Source organism: Micromonospora cabrerizensis (genome assembly GCF_022230955.1).
Taxonomy (GTDB): domain Bacteria; phylum Actinomycetota; class Actinomycetes; order Mycobacteriales; family Micromonosporaceae; genus Micromonospora; species Micromonospora cabrerizensis.
This window is the reverse complement of sequence record NZ_JAKKFI010000023.1, coordinates 1-16,403: the sequence shown is the minus strand read 5'-3', so window position 1 is coordinate 16,403 and position 16,403 is coordinate 1. Positions and strand designations below refer to the sequence as shown.

General features: G+C 71.1%; 12 protein-coding genes and 1 pseudogene. 4 read left to right on the top strand and 9 right to left on the bottom strand.

The window, feature by feature from the left end:
• The first annotated feature begins 367 nt into the window (after positions 1-367).
• Complete coding sequence (locus LADH09A_RS02825) at positions 368-1,771, top strand: GH1 family beta-glucosidase (protein ID WP_238643164.1); 1,404 nt, start codon at positions 368-370, stop codon at positions 1,769-1,771.
• An 84-nt stretch (positions 1,772-1,855) separates the two neighbouring features.
• On the opposite strand, the gene LADH09A_RS02820 is transcribed toward LADH09A_RS02825, so the two are convergent.
• The 4 genes from LADH09A_RS02820 to LADH09A_RS02805 all read right to left on the bottom strand — a co-directional run bounded on the left by LADH09A_RS02820 (position 1,856) and on the right by LADH09A_RS02805 (position 6,604).
• Complete coding sequence (locus LADH09A_RS02820; protein WP_238643163.1) at positions 1,856-3,295, bottom strand: S1 family peptidase; 1,440 nt, start codon at positions 3,293-3,295, stop codon at positions 1,856-1,858.
• 242 nt (positions 3,296-3,537) lie between these two features.
• Positions 3,538-4,131 carry a nucleotidyltransferase family protein gene (locus LADH09A_RS02815; protein WP_238643162.1) on the bottom strand — a complete coding sequence of 198 codons (594 nt, stop codon included), beginning with the start codon at positions 4,129-4,131 and terminating at the stop codon, positions 3,538-3,540.
• Positions 4,132-4,312: 181 nt separating this feature from the next.
• Positions 4,313-4,801 carry a hypothetical protein gene (locus tag LADH09A_RS02810; RefSeq protein ID WP_238643161.1) on the bottom strand — a complete coding sequence of 163 codons (489 nt, stop codon included), beginning with the start codon at positions 4,799-4,801 and terminating at the stop codon, positions 4,313-4,315.
• A gap of 93 nt (positions 4,802-4,894) precedes the next feature.
• The gene (locus LADH09A_RS02805) at positions 4,895-6,604 is read right to left on the bottom strand and encodes a bifunctional 3'-5' exonuclease/DNA polymerase (RefSeq protein ID WP_238643167.1); all 1,710 of its coding nucleotides are present in this window, start codon (positions 6,602-6,604) and stop codon (positions 4,895-4,897) included.
• Positions 6,605-6,723: 119 nt separating this feature from the next.
• On the opposite strand from LADH09A_RS02805, the gene LADH09A_RS02800 reads away from it, so the two are divergent.
• Both LADH09A_RS02800 and LADH09A_RS02795 read left to right on the top strand, forming a co-directional pair.
• Positions 6,724-8,451 (top strand): ABC transporter ATP-binding protein, encoded by a 1,728-nt coding sequence (locus LADH09A_RS02800; protein WP_274528911.1) that lies wholly within the window; start codon positions 6,724-6,726, stop codon positions 8,449-8,451.
• Positions 8,452-8,501: 50 nt separating this feature from the next.
• Entirely contained in the window at positions 8,502-10,199 is a 1,698-nt protein-coding gene (locus tag LADH09A_RS02795; protein WP_238643165.1) for an ABC transporter ATP-binding protein, read from the top strand.
• Positions 10,200-10,203: 4 nt separating this feature from the next.
• Here LADH09A_RS02795 and LADH09A_RS02790 read toward each other — a convergent pair whose 3' ends face one another.
• The 5 genes and pseudogenes from LADH09A_RS02790 to LADH09A_RS02770 form a co-directional block, all read right to left on the bottom strand.
• Entirely contained in the window at positions 10,204-11,133 is a 930-nt protein-coding gene (locus LADH09A_RS02790; protein WP_238643160.1) for a carbohydrate ABC transporter permease, read from the bottom strand.
• Positions 11,133-12,041, bottom strand: coding sequence for a carbohydrate ABC transporter permease (locus LADH09A_RS02785; protein WP_238643159.1), 909 nt, complete (start codon positions 12,039-12,041; stop codon positions 11,133-11,135). Before LADH09A_RS02785 ends, LADH09A_RS02790 begins: the two co-directional genes overlap by 1 nt.
• 18 nt (positions 12,042-12,059) lie before the next feature.
• Complete coding sequence (gene ngcE, locus LADH09A_RS02780) at positions 12,060-13,496, bottom strand: N-acetylglucosamine/diacetylchitobiose ABC transporter substrate-binding protein (RefSeq protein ID WP_238643158.1); 1,437 nt, start codon at positions 13,494-13,496, stop codon at positions 12,060-12,062.
• Positions 13,497-13,522: 26 nt separating this feature from the next.
• Positions 13,523-14,272, bottom strand: coding sequence for a sugar isomerase domain-containing protein (locus LADH09A_RS02775; RefSeq protein ID WP_091403970.1), 750 nt, complete (start codon positions 14,270-14,272; stop codon positions 13,523-13,525).
• 176 nt (positions 14,273-14,448) lie between these two features.
• Positions 14,449-15,387 (bottom strand): annotated as a pseudogene (locus tag LADH09A_RS02770) (MurR/RpiR family transcriptional regulator); the annotation flags it as partial.
• 200 nt (positions 15,388-15,587) lie between these two features.
• On the opposite strand from LADH09A_RS02770, the gene LADH09A_RS02765 reads away from it, so the two are divergent.
• The coding region (locus tag LADH09A_RS02765; RefSeq protein WP_238643157.1) for an N-acetylglucosamine kinase at positions 15,588-16,403 on the top strand (816 nt) is incomplete at its 3' end.

Genomic DNA, 16,403 nt, shown 5'->3' with positions numbered 1-16,403 from the left:
ACTACATCCAGGATCGAGCGCGATCTTGCCGCCCCGCCCCGCCCCGCCCCGCGCATCGGCGAGAAGATCCGCGCAACTTCCCGGATGTTGCTGCCTCCGACGGGTGGGAGGCAGCAACTTCCCTGGTGTTGCGCGGGTCAGCGGCGCACAGGTCACCTGCCCGTGTTGGCTCGGCCCGGCGCGCTCACTCCGTTCGCCTGCGGTGGTGCGCACCGGCCGAGGGGCAGCGGACCCGGGTACGGGTACCGTCACCCGGGGACGGGCCGGGCGCCGAGTTCGACGTGCGCCACGAGGACGGAACGGCCGGTGCCGCACTGGTCGCCGGTACCTCGACGGGCTACATCTGCGAGATCCAGGGGACGGAACGATGACGCGACACCACTTCCCGGAGAGCTTCGTCTGGGGTTCGGCGACGGCCGCGTACCAGATCGAGGGCGCGGCCACCGAGGACGGGCGGGGGCCGTCAATCTGGGACACCTACAGCCACACACCCGGTCGGACGCTCAACGGCGACACCGGCGACGTGGCCGTCGACCACTACCACCGGTGGGCCGACGACCTCGGGCACATCGCTGACCTGGGCCTCAGCGCGTACCGGTTCTCGATCTCCTGGCCACGGGTGCAGCCCGGCGGCTCGGGCCGGTTCAACCAGACGGGCATGGACTTCTATTCGCGGCTGGTGGACGGGCTGCTGGAGCGGGGCGTCCGCCCGGTGGCGACGATGTACCACTGGGACCTGCCGCAGGAGCTGGAGGACGCCGGCGGCTGGGCGACGCGGGAGACCGCGCTGCGTTTCCAGGAGTACGCGGCGGGCATCGTCGGCGCGCTGGGCGACCGGGTGCACACCTGGACGACGCTCAATGAGCCGTGGTGCTCGGCCTACCTGGGCTACGCCTCCGGAGTGCACGCGCCGGGTCGGACCGAGCCTGCGGCGGCGCTGGCCGCGGTGCACCACCTCAACCTCGCGCACGGTCTGGCCGGCCGGGTGGTCCGGGAGCTGGCCCCGGCCGCCGAGCTGTCGGTGACGCTCAACCTGCACGTCATCCGGGGGGCGTCCGACTCCGACGCGGACGCCGACGCGGTACGGCGGATCGACGCGTTGGCCAACCGGGCGTTCCTCGGCCCGATGCTCGACGGCGCGTACCCGGCCGACCTGCTGGCCGACACGGCGCCCGTCACCGACTGGTCGTTCGTCCGCGACGGCGACGAGAAGCTGATTGCGGTGCCGCTGGACGTGCTCGGGGTCAACTACTACTCCAGCACCCTGGTCCGGGCCTGGGACGGGGTGTCGCCCCGCTCCGACGCCGACGGGCACGGCGCGTCGACCTCGACGCCGTGGGTCGCCGCGGACAACGTCGACTTCCTGCCGCAGCCCGGCCCGTACACGGCGATGGGGTGGAACATCGACCCGCCGGCCCTGACCGAGCTGCTGCTTCGCCTGCACCAGACGTACCCCAGCCAGCCGATGATGATCACCGAGAACGGTGCGGCGTTCGACGACGTGGTGTCGGCCGACGGGCGGATCCACGACGACCGGCGGATCGACTACCTGCGTCGGCACATCGGCGCGATGGCCGACGCCCGCGAACAGGGTGCCGACGTGCGCGGTTACTTCGTCTGGTCGCTGCTGGACAACTTCGAGTGGGGCTACGGCTACGACCGTCGCTTCGGCATCATCCGGGTCGACTACGACACCCAGGTCCGCACCTGGAAGGACAGCGCCCACTGGTACCAGCGTCTGGCCGAGACCGGCCAGCTGCCGGACGCCTGACGGACAGACGACCTCGACGACCTGGATGCGCTCGGCCACGGCCGAGCGCATCCAGGTCGTCCACGGTCATCGGTTCAACGATCGTCAATCAGACGGCACGGTCGGCAGTCCCTCAAGGTAGCGGGCCGGCAGAACCGTGAGCGGCGCGTCGGCGTATCCGGCCTCGATGATTTCGTCCCACGAGTGGAACGGCTTCTTGGCACCACCGACGATGAGGTAGACGCCGCCCTGCGGATCCCGCACCATCGTGCCGTCGCGGGGAACCTCGGAAACGCCGTCGAGGTAACGCGTTGGCAGCATGGCCGGCGGCACCCCACCGTAGCCGGTATCGACCATTTCCTGCGGGCTGCCGAACCAGATCTTCGCGCCACCCGCGAACACGTAGATACCGTGATTCGGGCCGGACACCACGGTGCCGTCGCGGGGAACGTCGGGGAAGGTGTCGAGGTATCGGGTCGGCACGATGGTCGGCCCTATTCCGCCGTATCCGGTATCGACCATTTCCTGCGGGCTGCCGAACCAGATCTTCGCGCCACCCGCAACCACATAGATGCCATGATGCGGCGCCGCTACCACGGTGCCGTTGCGCGGAACGGCCGGCAGCAGCCCGAACGTGCCGTCGGGAACGGTTGCCCAGGACTGGGGGTAACCCGTTGCCGAGATCTCGTCAACGCTGTCGAACCAGATGGGTGCTCCACCAGCGATGACCGAGATCGTCCCCGCCGGTTCGCGGTACAGCGATCCGTCGGCGAGAGGGAAGTCGACGATGGTGCCACGGACCCAGTCGGCGAGGTCGTCGACACGGATCTCGACAGCGCCCTGCCGGGTCTGAGTCTCACCGATGCATCCGGCCTGCCATGACGAACCGTTGATGGCCACCAACTGGGGGCCGGATTCGAGCTCCCGGAAGGCCGGCCCACCGCCGTCGCCCTTACAGATGCTCGCGTTCGCCGGAACACGGCCCTTCACGTCGAAGGTCGTCGCCGTCTGTTCGGCCCACCAACCCACCGTGAACTGCGCCGTGTGCATCCGGTCGGGCACCCACTCGGTCGCGGTCCGGCCGTAGCCCGCGACGCGGAGCACCTGCCCGTATCGCGGTTCGGCCCAGGCGAGCCTGATCGGGGTGACGCCATTGGCCGGAGTCGCCAACCGGGCGAGGACCACGTTTCGCCCTGGATGCGGCACCAGTCTGTCGACCGCGGAGACCGTGCCGGCGGAGGTGCTCAGGCTCGCGCGGCCCACGGTCGCGGTAGTGGGACGTGGCGGTGGCCCGGAGGCCACACCGGATGATCCGAAACAGTCCTTGGCGGTGATCACCCACTGCGGCGCGACCAGCGCACCGGAACAGGTGGTGCTTCCAGACTGACCTGGATCCCCGATCGTCAATTTCGTGACGAACCGGTACGTGCCGTCAGCGGCTGCGACGCCGACGGCCGACTGCGCCGGCAGCCCTGACGACGTCAGTCCCGCCGCCACCAGGACGAGCGTTAAGCTCGCCCGCCAACCGACTTTGACAAATCTCATGCATTGCCTCCCCTGGCACGAACCTTGAATTGGCTGTCGAAATGGACAGCCAGGCGCGCAAGGACAAGCGACAACGGCGATGCCACATCAACCCCCGTGGAAGCGAGACCGCGCAGCCACAGGCTAGTGGGCGACAGCACCCAACACAAGATCGAATTGACAAATCGCGATATTGGCCACCGGCAGAACTAGGGACCTATTGACATGTGACGAGTCAAGCAGGAATTGACAGGGCAAAACAGCTAGACCCCGACGCGCTGGGGCGGAACGGTGAGCCCGTAGAACTCCATCAGCTCGGGGGTGTCGACCCGGCTGCCGTCGGCCACCGAGTCGCAGGCGATGTCGACGATCTGGTCCTTGTGCGCCAGCAGGTACGGCCGGGCGCCCACGTCGGCGCTGGCGAGGGTGGCGATGCCGGGCCAGTGCCGGCGGCCGAAGAGCATCGGGTAGCCGCGCAACCCGTCGTAGGTGGCGCAGACCAGCACGTCCGGGTACGGCAGCGCGGCCACCCGGCTCACCGCCTCGGCGGTCAGGCCCGGCATGTCGACCGGGACCACCACCACCGCCTCGATCCCCTCGTCGTCCATGGCGGCCAGGCCGGCCCGGATGGACGAACCGACTCCGGTGCCCCACGCCTTGTTGATCACAACGGTGGCCTTGCCCAGGTCAGCGGTCTCCTGGACCTGCTCCGCGGCGGCACCCAACACGACCACGATCTGCTCGCAGCCCGCCTCGGTCATCGTGTCGATCATCTGATTGACCAGGGGCTTGTCCCCCTGGTGCAGCAGTGCCTCCGGACCACCGATCCGTCGTCCACCACCCGCCGCGATGATCATTCCTGCGATCCGGTTCAGCTGCGCCCCCTCCAGCACGGGACCGGCCGTGACCGGCCTGTCCCCTCCTACGGACACTGCAACGAGGACGGCCAGCCGGGGGTGGCGGGGCGAAAAGGAGAAATAGCACAACCGTTACACGCCCGGCACGGGCACCGGACGACCAACGAGGGGAGCGCGGCGATCAACCCGCCTCTGCGGGCAGCGCGACAGCGGTGCCGCCCCAACGCTCGGGCACCCATCGCGCCACCCAGCCGAGCCCGCGCGCGGTGAGCGCGTACAGGACCGGAGCAACGATGAGCAGCACGGCGACTCCCGCGACCAGAGGCACGTAGCCGGCCGACACCCCGCTGGCAATCGCGCCGGCCACGGCGTAACCGGTAGCCAGGACGACAGCGATGAGCACGGACAGCGTCACCACCCGGCCGGTCCCCCGATGCCGGCCGACGGCTTCCGCCACCGCCACAGCGGGCAGGAAGAGCAGAGGAATCAGGACCACGCCGAGCACCGCGGCGACCAACACGAGCATCGGCCCGGCCAGCGGGCCACCCACCCCGGAGCCGGTGACCAGCGCCATCGCCAGCAGGACGACGTAGGACACGACCGCCTCGGCGACGAGGACCAGGCAGGCGGCGACCATCCCCAGCAGATGACGGACGACTCCGGCGATCATGGCGCACCCTTCCATCCCGACGGAGGCTCGACCCGGATGAGACTAAACGGGGCACCGCCCCGGGTGCGCCCCTGCCCCAGGACGGCCAGCAGGTCAGGCAGCGTCGGCGTAGCACTCGACGACGGACAGGTCCAGCGGAAAGCGGACCGGCGTCGCACCGAAGAGCAACGCGGAGGCCCGCTCACCGGACCGGGTGATCGCCTCGGCGACCGCAGCGGCCTGACCAGCGGGCGCGTGCACGACCACCTCGTCGTGCTGGAAGAAGACCAACTCGGCGTCGGTGCCGGACAGCTCCGTCCGCAGCGTGGCCAGCAGTGTGGAGGCCCACTCCGCGGCGGTGGCCTGGATGACGAAGTTGCGGGTGAAGCGACCCCGGGAGCGGGCGGCACGGGCCTGCGGACTGTGCCGGTCGGGAGCGCCCTCCGGATCGAGGGGCGCGTCGTCGGGATCACCGAACCCGGCCGAACCGGGCGGGCACGTCCGCCCCAGCCACGAGCGCACCAGCCCACCCGCCTCACCGGTGCGTGCCGCCGCCTCCACGTAACCGAACGCCGTCGGGTAGCTGCGCTTGAGCACCGCCAACGCGGGCACCGCGGCCCCGCCGGTCTGCCCGTACATCGCGCCGAGCAGGGCCACCTTTGCCTTGGCCCGGTCGCCGCCGAACGAGTCACGCGCCAGCGCGGCGTAGAGGTCACCGGCCCCGCCCGCCGCCGCCAGCCGTGCGTCGCCGGACACCGCGGCGAGCACCCGAGGCTCCAACTGGCCGGCGTCGGCGACCACCAGCCGCCAACCCGGATCGGCCACCACCGCCCGCCGGATCACCTTGGGGATCTGCAACGCGCCACCGCCCCGGGTGGCCCACCGGCCGGAGACGACCCCACCCGGCACGTACTCCGACTGGAACCGGCCGCCCTGCACCCACTGCTCGCGCCAGGCCCAGCCGTGTGCCGTCCAGATCCGGTAGAGCTCCTTGTATTCCAGCACCAGCGGCACCGCCGGATGGTCGACCCCGCGCAACACCCAGGCCCGGGTGTTGGGCAGCTCCACCCCGACCCGGGCGAACGCCTTCAGCAGCTCCGCCGGGGAGTCGGCGTGCAACCGGCGTACGCCGAGCGCGGCGGCGATCTGGGCGGCCAGCTCGGCGAGCCGGCGGGGCGGGCCACCGACCGGGGATGCCTCGCCGAGCAGCTCGTGCAGGATCTCGTCGTGCACGTCGGCCCGCCAGGGCAGCCCGGCCATGCCCATCTCCACCGCGATCAGCGCGCCGGCGGACTCGGCGGCCACCAGCAACCGGAACCGGCCCGGATGCTCGGTGGTCACGATGCGGGCGAGCTGGTCGGCGTACACCTGGGTCAGTGCCTCGATGCCCGGGCCCGACGGGCCCGGCACCGTGTCGAAGAGAGCGCCCTGGCCGTGCCCGGGCGGCGCGGCGGCGCGCGGCGGTGGGTCGGGCGGCACCGCCGTGCCGGTCAGCCGGGCCCAGGCGGCGGCCAGCGAGCGCGGCTCACCCCAGCGGCCCGCGTGCCCCAGCAGCAACGCCTCGGTCAACTCCACGTCGTGACAGCGCTCCACCCGGACGCCGGCGCGCAGCAGCGTCGGATAGACGGACGCGGCGCTGGCCCAGACCCAGCGAGGGTGGTCGGCGGCCTCGCGCGCGGCGACCGCGGCGACGAGGTCGGTGACGACCTCGGTCGGGCCGACCGGCCGACCGGTGGCGTCCAGTGGGCACAGCACTCCCCCGCCCCGCTCGTCGGACACCACCGCCACCAGCACGAACGCGATTCTGCCCCTCCCCTCCGACAGAAACGGAGGCGCACCTCACCCGTTTCGGGACGGTCGGTGTCGGGGGCGCTCGGTAGCGTGACCTGGTGCCTCCGCAGATCCCGCACTCCGAGCCCGGCACTCCGGACACCCGCGGACCGATGCGATACCTGTGGTGGCTGGTCCGCCGCCAACCCTGGCGGGTGCTGCGCGGCAGCCTGATCGGCACGGCCTGGATGGTCGGCCTGTCGGTCCGGCCCTACCTGATCTACCGCGCCGTCGACGACGGGCTGCGCGCCCGTGACACCCGCGCCCTGGCGCTCTGGGTCGTGGCGATCATCGTCGCGGGGGTGGGCCTGTCCTACCTCGGCATCATGCGGCACCGCACGATGACCTTCATCCGGGAGGACGCCAAGGCGCGCTCGGCAGAGGTCCTGCTGCGCCACCTGTCCCGGATCGGCGCGGTGCTGCCGCGCCGGGTCGGCGCGGGCGAGGTGTCCACCATCGGCGGCTCCGACATCGACTGGGCCGCGCAGGTGCTGACGCTGACCGGGCCGGGCGTCGGGGCGGTCGTCGCATACGGGATCATCGCCGTGGTGCTGTGGTCGATCTCCCCGCTGCTGGCACTCTGCGTGCTGCTGGGAGTGCCTGCGGTCGGCCTGGTCGTCGGGCCCCTGCTGCGCCGCCTGGAACGGGCCGAGTCGGTCTACCGCAAACAGCAGGGCGCGCTCACCGCCCGCTCCGGTGACATCGTGGCCGGCCTGCGGGTGCTCGCCGGGGTGGGCGGTCGGGACCTGTTCGCCCGACGGTACGCGGCCCGGTCCCAGGAGCTGCGCGCCGAGGGCTACCGGGTGGGCGCGGTCAACAGCTGGATCGACGCGGCGACCGTCGCCATCCCCGGGCTGTTCCTGGCGGCGGTGGTGTGGCTGACGGCACGGATGGCGGTGACCGGTGAGGTCACGATCGGCGAGCTGGTCGCCGTCTACGGCTACGTCGCGACCCTGATCGTGCCGGTCTGGTTCCTGCTGGAGGGCAGTCACCAGCTGATCCGAGGGCGGGTCGCCGCCCGGCGGATCGCCGACCTGCTCAACGTGACATCCGACGACGTCGGCGGTCCGGGCCGTCGGTGGTCGGGCCCCGTGCCCGACCCTCGCCGGCCGGGCGCGCCGGCCGGCCCCGCCGACCTGCACGACCCGCTGACCGGGCTGACCGTACGCGCCGGGCGGCTCACCGGCGTGGCCGCCGACGATCCGGCGGAGGCGCTGGCGCTGGCCGATCGCCTCGGCCGGTACGTCGTCAGTGACACCACCTGGGGCGGTGTGCCGCTCACCGGGGTCGCGCTGGACGAGGTCCGAGCCCGGATCATGGTCGCCGACCACGACTCGTACCTCTTCGCCGGGACACTGCGCGACATGCTGCGCCCGCTGGCCGACGACGATGACGGTCGGATCGGCGCGGCCCTGCGAGCCGCCTCCGCCGAGGACATCGTCGACGCGCTGCCCGCCGGTCTGGACACCCCGATCGATGCCCGGGCCCGGACGCTCTCCGGTGGTCAGCGTCAACGGGTACGCCTGGCCCGGGCGCTCCTCGCCGAGCCGGAGGTGCTGATCCTCGTCGACCCGACCTCGGCGGTGGACGCGCACACCGAGGCACGGATCGCCGACCGACTGCGCGCCGCACGGGCCGGGCGGACGACAGTGGTGATCGCCACGTCGCCGTTGCTGCTCGGCCGGGTCGACCTGGTCGCACACCTGCGCGGCGGCCGGATCACCGCCACCGGCAGCCACACCGACCTGCTCGACTCCGATGCCGACTACCGGCACCTGGTGGCCCGGGGCAGCGACGATCCCGACATCGAGGCCGCCGACACCGAGGAGGCGTACCGGTGAGCCGGCTGCCGGTGGCCGACCGCCGCACCGTACGCCGGGCGTTGCGGGAGATGATCGGCCGGCACCGCCGTGCGGTCGGGATCGTGCTGGCGCTGCACAGCGCCGCGGCGGTCGCCGGGCTCGCCCCGCCGTGGCTGCTGGGCACCATCGTCGACCGGGTCACCGCGGGCGCGACTGTGGCCACCGTGGACCGGCTGGCGCTGGCCATCGCCGGTTGCGTCGTGGTCAGCGCGTTGCTCTCCCGGTACGCCCAGTACGCCGGCCACCGCTTCGGTGAGCGTGCCGTCGCCGAGCTGCGCGAGGAGTTCGTCTCCCGGACTCTCGGGCTGCCGGTCTCGGTGGTCGAGCGCGCCGGCTCCGGGGACCTGGCCACCCGCAGCTCGGTCGACGTGGCGACGGTGGGCACCACCGTCCGGGACGTGGTGCCCACCATCGTCATCGCCGGGGTGCAGTTGACCCTGCTGTTCGGGGCGGTCTTCCTGCTGCACCCGCTGCTCGGGCTGGCAGCGCTGGCCGGGCTCCCGTCGATCGTCTCGGTGACCCGCTGGTACCTGCGCCGGGCCAGCTCCGCCTACCTCACCGAGGGCGCCGCCGCAGCCGAGCTGACCGAGACGCTGACCACCACCGCCGAGGGCGCCCGCACCGTGGAGGCGCTGCGGCTGACCGACGACCGGATCCGGCACGGCACCGGCCGCATCACACAGGTGTGGCGGGCCCGACGGGCGACCCTCGCGCTGCGTACGGTGTTCTTCTCGGTCGTCGAGGCCAGCTATCCGCTGCCGGTCGCCCTGGTCCTGCTCGTCGGCGGCTACCTGCTCTCCAGGGACATGGTCACGCTCGGCGCGGTGGTCGCCGCCGCGCTCTACCTGCAACAGGCGATCGACCCGTTGGACCGGCTGTTGCAGTGGACGGAGCAGGCGCAACGCGGTTTCGCGTCGTACGCCCGGGTGCTCGGCGTCGGCATGGTGCCGGCGGAGCCGCCGGGTCGCGCGGCCACGTCGCGGGGTGAGCGGCTCGTCGTGCGCGGGGCACGGTTCTCCTACTCCAACGGGCCGGACGTGCTGCACGGCATCGACCTGGAGGTGCAGCCCGGTGAGCGGCTGGCCGTCGTCGGTCCGTCGGGCGCCGGCAAGTCCACCCTGGCCCGGTTGCTGGCCGGCATCGACGCGCCACGTCAGGGCGTCGTGAGCATCGGTGGCTGCCCGATCACCGACCTCGACCCCGCCGAGCGACGCCGCCGGATCGCCCTCGTCACCCAGGAGCACCACGTCTTCATCGGCTCGGTAAGGGACAACCTCTCGTTCGCCGCGCCGGACGCGTCGGACGAGCAGATGCGGGCCGCGCTGGTCACCGTGGGCGCCGACTGGTACGCGGCCCTGCCGGACGGGCTGGGCACCGCGATCGGCGACGGGGCCCGGCAGCTCGGCGCCGCGGAGGCCCAACAGCTCGCGCTGGCCCGGCTGGTGCTGGCCGACCCGCACACGCTGATCCTCGACGAGGCGACCGCCGCGCTCGATCCGAGCACCGCGCGTCGGACCGAACGGGCGCTCGCCGCCGTGCTGGCCGGGCGGACCGTCATCGCGATCGCCCACCGGCTCAACACCGCGCACGACGCCGACCGGGTGGCCGTGCTGGCCGACGGCCGGATCACCGAGATCGGCAGCCACGACGATCTCGTGGCTGCCGACGGGGCGTACGCGGATCTGTGGCGCTCCTGGCACACGCAGGCCGACGAGCGGCCGCGGTGACCGGCTACTTCACCGCGCCGGAGGTGAGGCCGGCCTGGATCTGGCGTTGGAAGACCGCGTACACGATGATCATCGGAAGGATGGCGATGGTCAGCGCGGCGAACAACCCGGACCAGTCCGCCTCGTAGCCGGCGTTGACCGAGATGTCGGCGATGCCCTGGGTGAGCACCCACTTGTCCTTGGCGTTGGAGAGCAACACCAGCGGGAGTTGGTACTGCGCCCACTGACCGATGATGTTGAAGATCGCCACGCTGATCAGGCCCGGCTTCGCCATCGGCATCATGACCTGGAAGAACAGCCGGGTGTGCCCACAGCCGTCGATCATGCCCGCCTCGGCCACCGACGACGGCAGCGTCTTGAAGAACGCGGCCAGGAAGAACACCGTGAACGGCAACGAGTACGCGGCGTAGACCAGGATCACGCCCTGGTAGGTGTCCAACATGCCCAGGTTCTTCACCACGAAGAAGAGAGGCACCAGGGCCAGGAAGACCGGGAACGCCAGGCCGGAGACGAAGAGGTAGTAGACCGCCCGGTTGCCCCAGAACTTGTAGCGGGCCAGCACGTACGCGGCCATCGAGCCGAGCAGCATGGTGAGGAACGTGCTGCACGAGACCACGATGACACTGTTGAGGAAGTACCGGCCGACGTTCGCCTTGGTCCAGGCCCGCCCGAAGTTCTCCCAGCGCAGCTCCGCCGGGAGCGTCCACGGGCTGCTGAAGATCTCGCTCGTGTTCTTGAACGCGGCGAGGAAGGTCCAGAGGATCGGCACGATCACGATCACCGCCCAGACGGCGAGCGCGACGTGCCCCAGGCCGGCGAAGAGCCGTACCTCCGAGCGGGGCTCCTTGCGCCCCGGCCCGGCGGGGCCGGACGGATCACCGGTCTTCGGCGGTAGCGCCGCCGGGGTGGGCGGCAGCGTCGACTGCGGATTCATCAGTACTCCACGCTTTCCCGCTTGGTGAGCCGCAGCGTCAGCGCCGCGAACGTGAGGGTGAGGAAGAACAGCGCCACGCCCATCGCCGAGGCGTAGCCGTACTTCGAGTAGACGAACGCGTTGCGGTAGATCTCCATCGCCAGCACGGTGGTGGCGCCGTCCGGGCCACCACCGTCGACCGAGAGCACCGCCACGATGGCGAACGCGTCGAACGCCGCGATGCCGAGGTACACCCAGGCCACCTGGAGGGTGTCCCACAGCAGCGGCAGGGTGACCCGGAAGAACAGGGTCACCCGGGTCGCCCCGTCCATCTCCGCGGCCTCGTAGATCTCACCCGGGATGGAGGCCATCCCGGCCGAGAAGAGCACCACGTAGAAGCCGACGGCCTGCCAGACGAGCACCGCGATGATCGACCAAAGCGCCAGGTTCGGCTTGACCAGGAAGAGGATCGGCTCCAGGCCGAACTTCATCAGCACGCCATTGATCAGGCCGGACTCGTTCGGCCGGTAGACCATCTGGAACAGCACCGCGATGATGGCCACCGCGAGGACCTGGGGGAAGAAGAACACCACCCGGTAGAACTTCGCCCCCCAGACCCCCTGGCGCTGCCCGCCGCTGCTCTTGCCGCCCACGTTCAACAGGAAGGCGAAGAACAACGCGATGGCAACGGTGATCAGCGGCAGGGCAAGCAGCAGTACGCCGTGGTGCTGGACCGCCTTCCAGAAGGCCCCGTCGTCGAGCAGCCTCCGGTAGTTGTCGAACCCCACCCACTGCGGGGCGGACAGCCCCCGCCAGTTGGTCATCGAGATCTGGAACGCCTGCGCGTACGGCCAGATCACGAATGTCACGTACAGCGCGATCGGGGCGAACAGGAACCCGATCACGAATGGATACTTGCCGTGCCGCATGACCCTAGCTCCGATCGATCAGCGCTTGAACTTGGTGACGGAGCTGTCCTTCTTGATCGCGTCGGCGCGCTTCTGGATCCGCTCCACGAAGGCGTCCGCGTTGATCCGGCCGAACATCAGCTCGTTGGTGGCGGTCCGCGCCTCCGTGTCGAGCTCCTTGTACCAGCCGTCAAAGTACAGGTTGAACACGTCCTGGCCGGCGGCCTTCAGCGCGGCCTGCGAGCTGGCCACACCGGGCGGGAAGGCGAAGCCCTCCGAGCCGGCGGTGACCACGGTCGGAGCCTTGACCACCTCCGTGAAGCCCTTCGCGCCCGCCGTGGACAGCATCTGGCGCATGTACTCCAGGCCACCCTTGGGGTTCTTGCTCTTCGCCGAGACGAAGTAGCCCTCGCCCGCGGTGGCGCGCAGCGCCGTGGCCGGCAGCTTGTCCGACGCGGTCAGGCTCGGCACCGGCATGAGCTGGTAGTCGAAACCGGCCGGGGTGTCCTGCTTCTGCTCGCCCTCGATCCAGTCACCGCTGGGGTACAGGGCCACCTTGTACTGGTTCTGCCGCAGCTGCACGTCGGTGTGCTTGAGCCCCTCGAAGCTCTTGTCGCTGAACTTCGCGCCGACCTCGGCCCACGCCGTGGCCGCCTGCTTGATCGCGTCCTGCTTCCAGGCGCCATCCTCCAGGTTGTCGATGTTCTTCAGAACGTCGGTGCCGCCGATCTTGGCAGCCTGGGTGAGGATCACGTTCCACTGGTAGTAGGCCGCGTTCGCCCCGGCGTAGCCGTACGGGGTGATGCCCTTGGCCTTGATGGAGGTGAGCAGGGCGATGAAGTCGTCCCACGTCTTCGCCGGCGCCCAGCCGTTGTCCTTGAACAGCTTGGCCGAGTACCAGATGCCGAAGACGGTGGAGACGTAGTACAGCACGTACGGCTTGCCGTTGAAGGAGCCCGCCTCGATGGTGCCGGGCACCACGGTGTCGCGGACCTTCTTGGACGCGTCGTCGACCGACGGGGCGTCCCACAGCTCGGTGAGGTCCTGGAGCTGACCGTCGGCGACCAGCGCGCCGAAGTCCATCAGCTTCTCGCCCGAGTTGTTCACGAACTCCGGCGGGTTGCCGGAGGCGAACCGGGGCTGGAGCACGGTGGAGACGGCCTGGGTGGCCTGGTGCTTGACCTCCGCCTTGGGGAACGCCTTCTTGTACAGCGGCTCGTGCACGTCGGTGGCGTACTTCTCGCCGTAGCCGCCGTTGAAGATGATCACCTCGATCGGCGCGTCCTCCTTGACGCCCAGCGGGTTGGCGGCGCTCTTGGTGCCGCCGGCGACCTGCTCGTTGTCGTTGTCGCTGCCACTGGTGGCGCAGGCGCTGAGCAGGCCGATGGCCGGAGTGGCAAGCATGCCCACGGCGGCGGCGCGACGCAGAACCGTGCGACGGTCGAGTGCGGCCGGGTGTTCGGGGGTAATCGACATCGTCGTGTCTCCTTGTGGAATTCGGGTCATGCGGTGCGCCGGAGGCGCCCGGCGTACCGCGACTCGAGGGCGAGGTTGTGCTCGTCCCCGCCGGGGACGTTGGCGGAGAGGTAGATAGGGGGTACCTCCCCGGCCTGGTGGAACCGTCGTACGACCTCCGCGGTCAGCAGCTGCGCCAGCAGCGCCGTGGTGACCGAGGAGACCGCACAGACCGCGCCGCCGCCCTCGAGCGGCAGCAGTGCATCGCCGTACGGCGCGCCGTTGTCCAGCACGACGTCGGCGAGGTCGGCGAGCCGATGCCCGGACGGGTGCCGTGGGGCGACCCGCGCGGTGTGCTCGACCGAGGTGACCGCGATCAACGGGTGACCGCGCTCGGTGACCAGCGCCGCCAGCTCGACCACCGAGCCGTTGATGCCGGATTGGGACGCCACCACGAACACGTCGCGCGGCTGGGGTGCCGCGAGCGCGTAGATCTGGTGGGCGATGGAGGGGTCGCGTTCCAGTTTGGGATCGGCGAGCACGTCGCGCGGGGCGTCGCCGTGCATCACCAGGTCCCGTACCGAGAGTCGGTTGGTGGGGACCAGCCCACCGGCCCGGGCCACCAGCTCCGCGGCGAACGCCTCGGAGTGCCCGGCGCCGAACGCCTGGAGCACACCACCGTCGCGCAGGCTGTCGGCGATCAGGTCGGCGGCGCGGGTGATTCCGTCCGCCTCCGAGTCGAGCAGCCGGTCGAGCACGGGGCGGACCGCGTCCGCGTACCCCTGGGCGCTGATCATGAGTGGGCTCCCTCAGAGGCTGTCGGGAAACCTCGCGACGGCTGCGGCGGGTCCAGCCGACGACCGGCCGCGTTGGAGGTCGGTTCGGATACGACACCTGTCTCCGGACCGACCTCCGCCTTGCCGGATCGCCGGCTGGACTCCGCCTCGCCCGCCCCGGGGTTTCCCGACAGCCTCCTGGCTGCCTTGTGCCCGTCGACGGCCTGCGCGGTACGCCGGAAGGCCGCGTGCGCGCGGTCGTGCGTGCGTTGGGCGACGGCGATGTAGAGCAGGTCGAGCACCACGAGCTGCGGATGCCGGGCGGAGAGCGCATCCGGCCGGAACGTGGTTGCCTGGCTGGCCGTGAGCAGCACGATGTCGGCCAGCTCGGCCAACGGTGAGCGGGGAAAGCCGGTGAGCGCGAGTGTGGTGGCGCCCCGACTGCCCGCCTCGGCCAGCATCTCGATCGTCTCCCGGGTCTGCCCGGTGTGCGAGATGCCGAGCGCCACGTCCCCGCTGCGCAGCAACGCGGCGCTGGCCAGGCCCTCGTGCACGTCGTTCCAGGCCCAGGCGGCCACGCCGATGCGGTGCAGGCTGAACTGCATCTCCTCACCGACCAGCGCGCTGCCGCTGGCGCCGAAGATGTTCACCCGACTGGCGCCCGCGATCGCCACGGCGGCCCGCTCCACCTCGGCGAGGTCGAGCAGGGTGGCCGTGTCGTGCATGGCCCGCGTGTCGGCCGCCATGATCTGGTCCAGCACCCGGGCGAGTGGGTCGCTCGGCTGGATCTCGCGTCCGATGTCGATGGTCCAGCCGGCCATGCGGGCCCGGCCGGTCTCGGACGCGATGCCCAACCGCAGGTCCGCGTACCCCTCGAAGCCCATCGCCCGGCAGAAGCGGGTGATGGTCGCCGGTGAGGTGCCGCTGCGCTCGGCCAGCTCCACGATGGTGGACCGGGCGGCGGCCTCCGGGTCGCTGAGCACGTGCTCGGCGACCCGGCGCAGGGCGCCGGTCAACTCACTGAGCCCGTTGCGGACGCGGGCCAGCACCCCGTCCGAGGGTGAGATCCTGCGGTCGATCACGTCGGCGTCGACCACCGCGGTCCCCGCGACGGTGTCCACCTCGTGATCAACCATGGGTCGCCTCACCTTTCCGAAAAGCTTGTTAACTGTTAGTGGTAAAAGTTCTTACTGAAGGCCCCTCCGTGTCAAGACTGTGGGCGAAGTTTTCAAACTGTTACCTGTCGCACAGGCCACCGCGCCTGCCAGAATTTGCCCTTCACGATGCCGCCGACCAGCATGAACAGTCCCGATCGCCGTTCAGCGCAAGGAGACCCGTGCCGAAGCTCGCCACCGTCGTGGTCGGTCTCGACATCGGCGGTACGTCCACCCGGGCGACCGTCCTGACCCTCACCGGGCAACGCCTCGGCACCGGTCGCGCCGGCGGTGGCAACCCCACCAGTCACGGCGCGGAACGTGCCGCCGTCGAGCTGCTGACCGCGCTCCGCCAGGCGCTCACCGACGTCGACCCGGCGCGGGTCGTCGCCGGCACCATCGGCCTCGCCGGCGCGGGCCGACTGCTCGCCGACCCCGCCGGGCGCGCCGCCTTCGACCAGGCCTGGCAGGACGCGGGCCTACGCTGCCCGTACGCGGTGCACGGCGACGCCCTCGTCGCCTACGCATCCGGCACCGCCGCCCCGGACGGCACCGTGCTCATCGCCGGCACCGGCGCGATCACCGCCCACGTCCACGACCTGAGGCTCGACCGGATCGCCGACGGCCACGGCTGGCTCCTCGGCGACGCCGGCTCCGGATTCTGGCTCGGCCGCGAAGCGGTACGCCGGCTGCTCGCCGACCTGGACGCCGGGCGTACCCCTGGCACGCTGGCCACCGCCGTGCTCACCGAGCTGCTGGGCAGCGCCGAGATCGCCCCCCGCCCACGAGACACCGTGGACGCCACGATCCAGGCCGTGACCCGACGAGCCCCCGTCGAGCTGGCCCGGCTCGCGCCGCTGGTCGTCGACGCCGCCACCCACGGCGAGCCGGTCGCCACCGCGCTGATCACCGAGGCCGCCGCTCACCTGGCGGAGAGCGTGAGCCGCATCCGCCCGGCCGACGCGGTGACACCGGTCGTGCTCGGCGGCGGTCTGCTC

Bases quoted from the DNA above. Each gene is read 5' to 3' on its own strand.
- LADH09A_RS02785 (WP_238643159.1), bottom strand. From the start codon at position 12,041: ATGCGGCACGGCAAGTATCCATTCGTGATCGGGTTCCTGTTCGCCCCG.
- LADH09A_RS02790 (WP_238643160.1), bottom strand. From the start codon at position 11,133: ATGAATCCGCAGTCGACGCTGCCGCCCACCCCGGCGGCGCTACCGCCG.
- LADH09A_RS02795 (WP_238643165.1), top strand. From the start codon at position 8,502: ATGATCGGCCGGCACCGCCGTGCGGTCGGGATCGTGCTGGCGCTGCAC.
- ngcE (WP_238643158.1), bottom strand. From the start codon at position 13,496: ATGTCGATTACCCCCGAACACCCGGCCGCACTCGACCGTCGCACGGTT.
- LADH09A_RS02815 (WP_238643162.1), bottom strand. From the start codon at position 4,131: ATGATCATCGCGGCGGGTGGTGGACGACGGATCGGTGGTCCGGAGGCA.
- LADH09A_RS02810 (WP_238643161.1), bottom strand. From the start codon at position 4,801: ATGATCGCCGGAGTCGTCCGTCATCTGCTGGGGATGGTCGCCGCCTGC.
- LADH09A_RS02800 (WP_274528911.1), top strand. From the start codon at position 6,724: ATGCGATACCTGTGGTGGCTGGTCCGCCGCCAACCCTGGCGGGTGCTG.
- LADH09A_RS02775 (WP_091403970.1), bottom strand. From the start codon at position 14,272: ATGATCAGCGCCCAGGGGTACGCGGACGCGGTCCGCCCCGTGCTCGAC.
- LADH09A_RS02825 (WP_238643164.1), top strand. From the start codon at position 368: ATGACGCGACACCACTTCCCGGAGAGCTTCGTCTGGGGTTCGGCGACG.
- LADH09A_RS02820 (WP_238643163.1), bottom strand. From the start codon at position 3,295: ATGAGATTTGTCAAAGTCGGTTGGCGGGCGAGCTTAACGCTCGTCCTG.